This is a genomic window from Kamptonema formosum PCC 6407 (assembly GCF_000332155.1).
Taxonomy (GTDB): domain Bacteria; phylum Cyanobacteriota; class Cyanobacteriia; order Cyanobacteriales; family Microcoleaceae; genus Kamptonema; species Kamptonema formosum.
The window spans coordinates 2,085,576-2,091,712 of sequence record NZ_KB235904.1 but is presented as its reverse complement, the minus strand read 5'-3'; the positions used below and the strand labels follow the sequence as shown (position 1 = coordinate 2,091,712).

The following is a 6,137-nucleotide window of genomic DNA, read 5'->3' as shown; positions in this document are numbered from 1 at the left end:
CCCCCATCTCCCCCATCTTCCCCATCTTCCCCATCTCCCCCATCTCCCCCATCTCCCCCATCTTCCCCATCTCCCCCATCTTCCACTCCCCTAACTCAGGGTTGATAATATTTAGCTGCAACGCCTTTTTCTTCGAGTTCTTTTACCAAACGCTCGGCTGCTCTAGGATCTTCCAGAGCCCCCATTTGGATCTTGACACCATTTGGGAACTCCCGAACATAGGCATCTGCAACTGCTGTTCGGGCCTGCTCTAAAGATTTTTCATTGCTGTAATCTAGGACTACGTAATAGTAACCATCTTGAGCTTTTACAGGGATGCCAGGATTTGAGACAACTGGCTTCGGTGTTGCTGCTGGGGATGCCGCCGACTTAGCCGCCGATGGTATCGGAGCTAATTGGCGGGGGGCTACTGGTGTTGGCGATGGCTTCGGAAGTAGAGCTCTGGTGAGATTGTTAAGGCCCTCGTCGTTTGTATTAGCTGCATTCGCCGGTGCTGGTGGTATTGGGTTAGGTAAACTTACCCCAGCAACGGGCTTGGGAGCGGGCGGTATTGAAGGTTTAGCCGATGGTACAGCAATAGGACTTGGAGTAGGTTTGACATTGCTCAGGGTGCTTAAATCTAGTTCAACAAACTCTTTGGAAGCTAGATTGGGAGCTTTTGGGAGATCCGCCTGATTGCTGCTATCGGCTGCGGTATTAACGGGACTTGCGGCAGGGGTGGGACTGCTTTGTTTGAGCCAGCGGTTGAATCCCAGATTAGCCAGAATTGAGGGATTGATGACTGTGTAGCCGAGAGCAATGCAAGATAGCAGGAACAGCAGCATTGAGCTTAATCCCAAGGGTGTAAACAGACTTGCTGTTAAACTTCGTTCTGTTTCTGGTTCTAGTTGTCTCTCGTCTAAACTTTTGAGAAGTTCTTCGCTAGATGCTAGGTAATCATTGGGCGATCGCTGGCTATTAGCTGATTTGGCAGATAGGCGATCGCTGCCTGCTGATGTCAGAGTTTTATCTGCGGCGTTGTCTGCGATCGCTAGTTGTGAGTTTGGCGATCGCGTCTCGAAATGAATAGTTTGTCGGGGCTTCATCTCTGGTGATAATACCGTCTTCTGCTCAGCTAGGTTGTCTGTCGCCGCAGGAGAGATTAAATCTAGGGAGGGACTGACTGGCTTAGCGCCAAGGCTGACAGATGGAGCTACCCATTGTTGCGATCGCTGTCGTTGCCGCCGATACTGGCTCACTTCTTCTTCCAGGTTTACGTCTAAACAGCCCATAACAGCCTGTAGAGCAGGCTTGATTTGATTTGAGGATAATTTATCCGGGGATTCAACCGAGGAACGCTTACTCATAAAAAAACTCCTACCACCTCTTCATCGATTTTAGAACTTTAAAGTATTGGGTTGCCCTTCCACCAATAGTTACTCAAATCTGACGACTCAGATTTTACCTTGGCTTCCTGTTTCATTTTGGCTACTCGGCTGCTTCGGTGTCCGCGAGCGTAACTTCAGCCTAAACTACGCTTACTTTTTCCGACAGGACTTGAGGCAGATGGATTGCTGTGTTTAAGTCCCGATTTAACCTTAACTGGTAGTCAACAGTTAGACCAGCATCGGAGGATGGAGACAAAAGACTTAGGTCAAAGGCACAAGGTAGATGGGAAAAAACTTAGGTAGCCAGCTTTTGTACGCTCTGTCTCTTATATTTAATTATGACCTCATCGTTATGAGTTATTGAAAACTAATAACTCATAATTGATAACTGCTCTCTTTTTCGGCCTAAAATATTTGTCATTTACGATACATATTTTTAGAGAAGCGTTTAACTTTTGGCTTGATCCCCGTTAGTTTTTTAATGCTTCAGCCTAGCTTCGCTCCTAGTCATGCTCCAGAACTTACTTAGATTATTTCTATATATAACAGAATTATAAATAAATTGTTAAGGTTACTTTTAGTGTGGGGATCGCTCTAAGCGAGACAGAATAAAGGATTGGGTACTTTCCGACCTACAAACAGAACATTGCACAATTAAAAGGTGAAGATTATGCGCTAAGGGAATTTTTATGAAAACCTCGTTAACTTCAGCTTGCCGTCACTGTAGGTATTATACGCCAGAAGGAAGACGTGGTGGTGTTTGCCAGCAGCTTAATGTCCCGGTTCAAAGCGCATGGGCTTCTTGTTCTTTGGCGATCCCACCCTTTGCCCCTGTTTGGGAAGAAATAGAAGAGATGGTGATCTCGCAGCAGCACGAAGTGAACTTACGGGGTGCGATCGCTCTCCCAGTTTCCGAGCTTGAACCCCAGGAACCCGCTCGCTCGGTTCTAGCTAAAATCCCTAGCTAAGGAACAAAGATTAAAAAAGATTAAATTAGTGTTGCCGTTAATTCCAGCTAGAGTTAACAAATTTTTCAATAAATTTTTCCAAGGTGCGGGATTCCCTAGATTTAACCGCCACCAGGACTTTAAATCTTTCTCTTACAACCCAGGAAGAGAAAAAATTATAAGGCAATAAAATCTATCTGCCTACAATTGGGTGGATGCGTTTTTATAACTTGCGTTCTGGATCGGATGCGTTTGAAATTTAGGATGATAAGAGTTAGACACAAAGCTAATGGCTGGTATTGTCTCCGATCGCCTTGAGAACAAAACAGTCGCGGTTGTCAATCTAGGTGCTTGAGGGAAGTTTGATGCTGGACTTGGCTGTAATCTTCGATATGGACGGATTACTAATTGATAGTGAGCCTCTATGTGCAAAGCAGAAGTGGAGATATTTAACGCTCTGGGAGTCCCACTAAAAGAGAGTATGTGTTCTCAAACAATGGGTTTGCGTATTGATGAGGTTGTCAGTCATTGGTATGCCATATTTCCTTGGACGGGTGTTAGTCAGTCCGCAGTAGCCAAACAGATTATCAATCGGTTGACACTCCCACGCCTAAAGGCGGTGGGATTCTTGAATCAATGACCGGACTTAACCCATTCTGATTGCTCAGAACAAGCCAGAGATCCAATCTCCTCAAGCTTAGAAATTCCGGTGTGCCCCACCGTATTTATTCCTAAACCCTTAGCCAAAATATTTTTAGCCGCATTCAAATCTCGATGTTCAATCAATCCACAAGATGGGCATTTATGGGTACGAGTCGATAGCGATTTCTTAACTCTTGTCCCACACCTTGAGCAATCTTGAGATGTGAAATGAGGCGCTACTTCTACAACGTGAACCCCACGTATTTTGGCAAAATAGTCAACCCAATTAGTGAACATCGACCATGCCGCATCTGAAATAGATTTGGCAAGCTTATGATTTTTTACCATGTTTGACACTTTCAAGTCTTCATAGGCAATCGCATCGCTAGATACTGTTAACGCCCTTGCAGTTCTTACCGCAAATTCTCGGCGTTGCCTACTAACCTTCAAGTGTTTCCGAGCCATCTTATTGATAGCCTTTCTTCTGTTTTTAGAACCCTTTTTCCTTTTAGAAACCCGTCGTTGCAATCTCTTTAAAGATTTCTCTGACTTTCTCAAAAATCTAGGGTTTTCGATTTGGTTGCCTTCTGAATCGGTATAGAAAAACTCTAACCCCAAATCAATTCCTACTGCTTTACCAGTTGGCGACTGTGGCTCAGAACGCTCTACATCAATCAGGAATTGGCAATAGAAGCCATCGGCTCTTTTAACAACCCGGACTCGTTTGATCTGTTCGGGCTGATAAAAGCTTAAGTCGCGAGTTCCTATGAGTTTGAATGTTCCCGCTTTGAATCCATCGGTAAAAGCGATGCGTTTCCTGTCTTCAGCTAACCTCCATCCAGTTTGCTTGTATTCGACAGAATGGCCGCGTTTCTTGAACTTTGGATAACCTTTCTTTCCTGGTTTGCCTTCTTTACAGTTTTTGTAGAACCGAGAAATACCATTCCAAGCTCTATCAGCAGATGATTGTCTGACTTGGGAATTTAATTTCCCCGCCCAATCATATTCCTTGGCTAAGGTTGCACAAAGTTTCTGAAGATCGTTTTTACTAACTCCCCGATTGTCCATCCAGTACAGCAAAGCTTTATTGCGAACAAAATTGGCAGTGCGAATTGCTTCCTCTAGCAATTTGTACTGCCAATTTTTTCCTTTCAATTTTGCTTCTAGTACCAACATGGTTTTTTCTTTTGCTTAATACTATACTTGTATTCTAGCCGTGTATCTAACAACTGCTGCTCGTTTGGGCATACATCCAAGCAAGTGCGTAGCGTTTGAAGACTCCGTTCGGGGTATGAACAGCGCTAAGGCAGCAAGGATGAAATGTATCGTTGTGCCAGCACTAGAGGAACGAGCAGATCCCCGGTTTGCGATCGCAGATTTCAAGCTAGATTCACTTGAAGCGATCGACGAGTCTTGGCTAAAAAATTTGAGGCTGTTAAAAAGCTAGTGCAATTAGCAGCCCTATAATAATTTTTTAATTGAGAATTTTGAGAATAATTTCCTCTCCTGTTGAAATTGTGCCTATGGGAGCCAAGGAAATTTACGAAAATCGGGCTGGCGCTTTTCCAAAAATGCTTGTTTCCCCTCAGCCCCCTCCTGAGTCATGTAATACAATAATGTGGCATTACCTGCTAGTTCTTGCAGTCCCGCTTGGCCATCGCAGTCAGCATTAAAAGCAGCTTTCAGACAACGAATTGCGATCGGACTTTTATCCAAAATCTCATTAGCCCACTGAATCCCCTCCTGTTCCAACTGTTCGACAGGTACAACACAGTTAACTAAACCCATTGCTTCAGCTTGCAATGCTGTATATTGACGACACAAGTACCAAATTTCCCGCGCTTTTTTTTGCCCTACAATTCTAGCCAGATAACTTGCACCAAAACCCCCATCAAAACTCCCGACTTTTGGGCCTGTCTGTCCAAAAATGGCATTTTCAGCAGCAATTGTGAGGTCACAGATTAGATGCAAGACATGACCCCCACCGATCGCATAACCTGCAACTAGGGCAATGACAACTTTGGGCATCGATCGAATTAAGCGTTGTAAATCTAATACGTTTAGCCGGGGAATGCCTGCCTCATCTACATATCCCCCCGATCCCCGAACGCTTTGGTCGCCGCCAGCACAAAAGGCGTATTTCCCATCTGTATGCGGGCCAGCACCAGTGAACAGAACAACACCAATTTGACTATCTTCACGGCTATCGGCAAAAGCGTCGCAGAGTTCAAAAACAGTTTTAGGACGAAAAGCGTTACGTTTGTGAGGGCGATTAATAGTAATTTTGGCAATACCGCCGCTTTTGTGGTAAAGGATATCTTCGTAAGTTTTGGCAGTTTGCCATTCAATTTGCATAGGAATAGGGGCGGGGGAGCAGGGGGGGCGGGGGAGCAGGGGGGCAGGGGAGATGGTCATTAGCGATTAGCGATTAGCCATTAGCGATTACCAATTACCAATTACCAATTACCAGTTAACAGTTAACAGTTAACAGTTAACAGTTAACAGTTAACTATTACCCTTAGACTGCAACAAAGAAGCCAAATGCTTTGCAGCTTTAGCGAATACGGGATTGTGAGCCTCAAACTCAGCGGGGTCGAGTAAACTTTGAACCTCCGCCAAAGCATCGGGGTCGATAGTTCCTTCTTTTGCAAATACAGTATCAAGAACTGTTGTGTGGCGATAGTCAATTCCGAGCCGATGGCCAATGGATTGCAAATACATCTGTTCTCGGAGGTCGAAATCTCCATCGGCGGCTGACATTTCATAGCCGAAGGCAATTAACAACAATTTTTCTGAGTCTGAAAATAAAGCCGTCAGCGTTACCAGTTCACTAGGGTTGAAATAAACCTGTTGTTTAGCGACTCCCTTGAGAATGCGCTGGATCAGTTGAAGATGATCGCGCTCTGCATTGACAAAGGCTTTAAGAGTCTTTTGGAGCCGTTCTTCTTCTTCAACAGCAACCGTTTTATCTATAATAATCACTCCCCGTAAAATAGAAATTAGAGCAGTCAGAAAGACTACTAGAGGGGTGACATCTTGTGGGCGGAGCCTCTGTCCGCTGATCCGGGACAAGAGCTCAACAACTTCTAAGCCAATCAGCGAAGTGTCCATAATTTTAAATAATTGTCGATTTAGCACCCGACGATCGCAACCTAATCTAACCATCTTAAGTGTTTTCTGT

At 44.7% G+C, this 6,137-nt stretch carries 7 protein-coding genes; 3 read left to right on the top strand and 4 right to left on the bottom strand.

Annotated features, from left to right (window positions below; translation table 11 throughout):
• Positions 1-95: 95 nt before the first annotated feature.
• The gene (locus tag OSCIL6407_RS0126115; protein ID WP_019487863.1) at positions 96-1,346 is read right to left on the bottom strand and encodes a hypothetical protein; all 1,251 of its coding nucleotides are present in this window, start codon (positions 1,344-1,346) and stop codon (positions 96-98) included.
• Positions 1,347-2,056: 710 nt separating this feature from the next.
• Here OSCIL6407_RS0126115 and OSCIL6407_RS0126110 point away from each other — a divergent pair.
• Both OSCIL6407_RS0126110 and OSCIL6407_RS0126105 read left to right on the top strand, forming a co-directional pair.
• On the top strand, positions 2,057-2,335 hold the full coding sequence (locus OSCIL6407_RS0126110; protein WP_007354990.1) for a hypothetical protein: 279 nt from the start codon (positions 2,057-2,059) through the stop codon (positions 2,333-2,335).
• A 403-nt stretch (positions 2,336-2,738) separates the two neighbouring features.
• The gene (locus OSCIL6407_RS0126105) at positions 2,739-2,954 is read left to right on the top strand and encodes an HAD family hydrolase (RefSeq protein WP_007354989.1); all 216 of its coding nucleotides are present in this window, start codon (positions 2,739-2,741) and stop codon (positions 2,952-2,954) included.
• On the opposite strand, the gene OSCIL6407_RS0126100 is transcribed toward OSCIL6407_RS0126105, so the two are convergent.
• Positions 2,948-4,132: an RNA-guided endonuclease InsQ/TnpB family protein gene (locus tag OSCIL6407_RS0126100; RefSeq protein ID WP_007354988.1), complete on the bottom strand. Its 1,185-nt coding sequence runs from the start codon at positions 4,130-4,132 to the stop codon at positions 2,948-2,950. The genes OSCIL6407_RS0126105 and OSCIL6407_RS0126100 overlap by 7 nt on opposite strands.
• A gap of 40 nt (positions 4,133-4,172) precedes the next feature.
• On the opposite strand from OSCIL6407_RS0126100, the gene OSCIL6407_RS37930 reads away from it, so the two are divergent.
• Positions 4,173-4,403 (top strand): HAD-IA family hydrolase, encoded by a 231-nt coding sequence (locus tag OSCIL6407_RS37930; protein WP_007354987.1) that lies wholly within the window; start codon positions 4,173-4,175, stop codon positions 4,401-4,403.
• Between the two features lie 74 nt (positions 4,404-4,477).
• On the opposite strand, the gene menB is transcribed toward OSCIL6407_RS37930, so the two are convergent.
• Both menB and OSCIL6407_RS0126085 read right to left on the bottom strand, forming a co-directional pair.
• The gene (gene menB, locus OSCIL6407_RS0126090) at positions 4,478-5,311 is read right to left on the bottom strand and encodes a 1,4-dihydroxy-2-naphthoyl-CoA synthase (RefSeq protein WP_007354986.1); all 834 of its coding nucleotides are present in this window, start codon (positions 5,309-5,311) and stop codon (positions 4,478-4,480) included.
• 150 nt (positions 5,312-5,461) lie between these two features.
• A complete protein-coding gene (locus OSCIL6407_RS0126085; protein ID WP_019487860.1) occupies positions 5,462-6,121 on the bottom strand; it encodes a TerB family tellurite resistance protein in 660 nt (219 codons plus the stop codon).
• Positions 6,122-6,137: the final 16 nt, after the last annotated feature.

Coding starts and splice junctions, on each gene's coding strand:
- OSCIL6407_RS0126115 (WP_019487863.1), bottom strand. CDS start 1,346: ATGAGTAAGCGTTCCTCGGTTGAATCCCCGGATAAATTATCCTCAAAT.
- OSCIL6407_RS0126110 (WP_007354990.1), top strand. CDS start 2,057: ATGAAAACCTCGTTAACTTCAGCTTGCCGTCACTGTAGGTATTATACG.
- OSCIL6407_RS0126105 (WP_007354989.1), top strand. CDS start 2,739: ATGTGCAAAGCAGAAGTGGAGATATTTAACGCTCTGGGAGTCCCACTA.
- OSCIL6407_RS0126100 (WP_007354988.1), bottom strand. CDS start 4,132: ATGTTGGTACTAGAAGCAAAATTGAAAGGAAAAAATTGGCAGTACAAA.
- menB (WP_007354986.1), bottom strand. CDS start 5,311: ATGCAAATTGAATGGCAAACTGCCAAAACTTACGAAGATATCCTTTAC.
- OSCIL6407_RS0126085 (WP_019487860.1), bottom strand. CDS start 6,121: ATGGTTAGATTAGGTTGCGATCGTCGGGTGCTAAATCGACAATTATTT.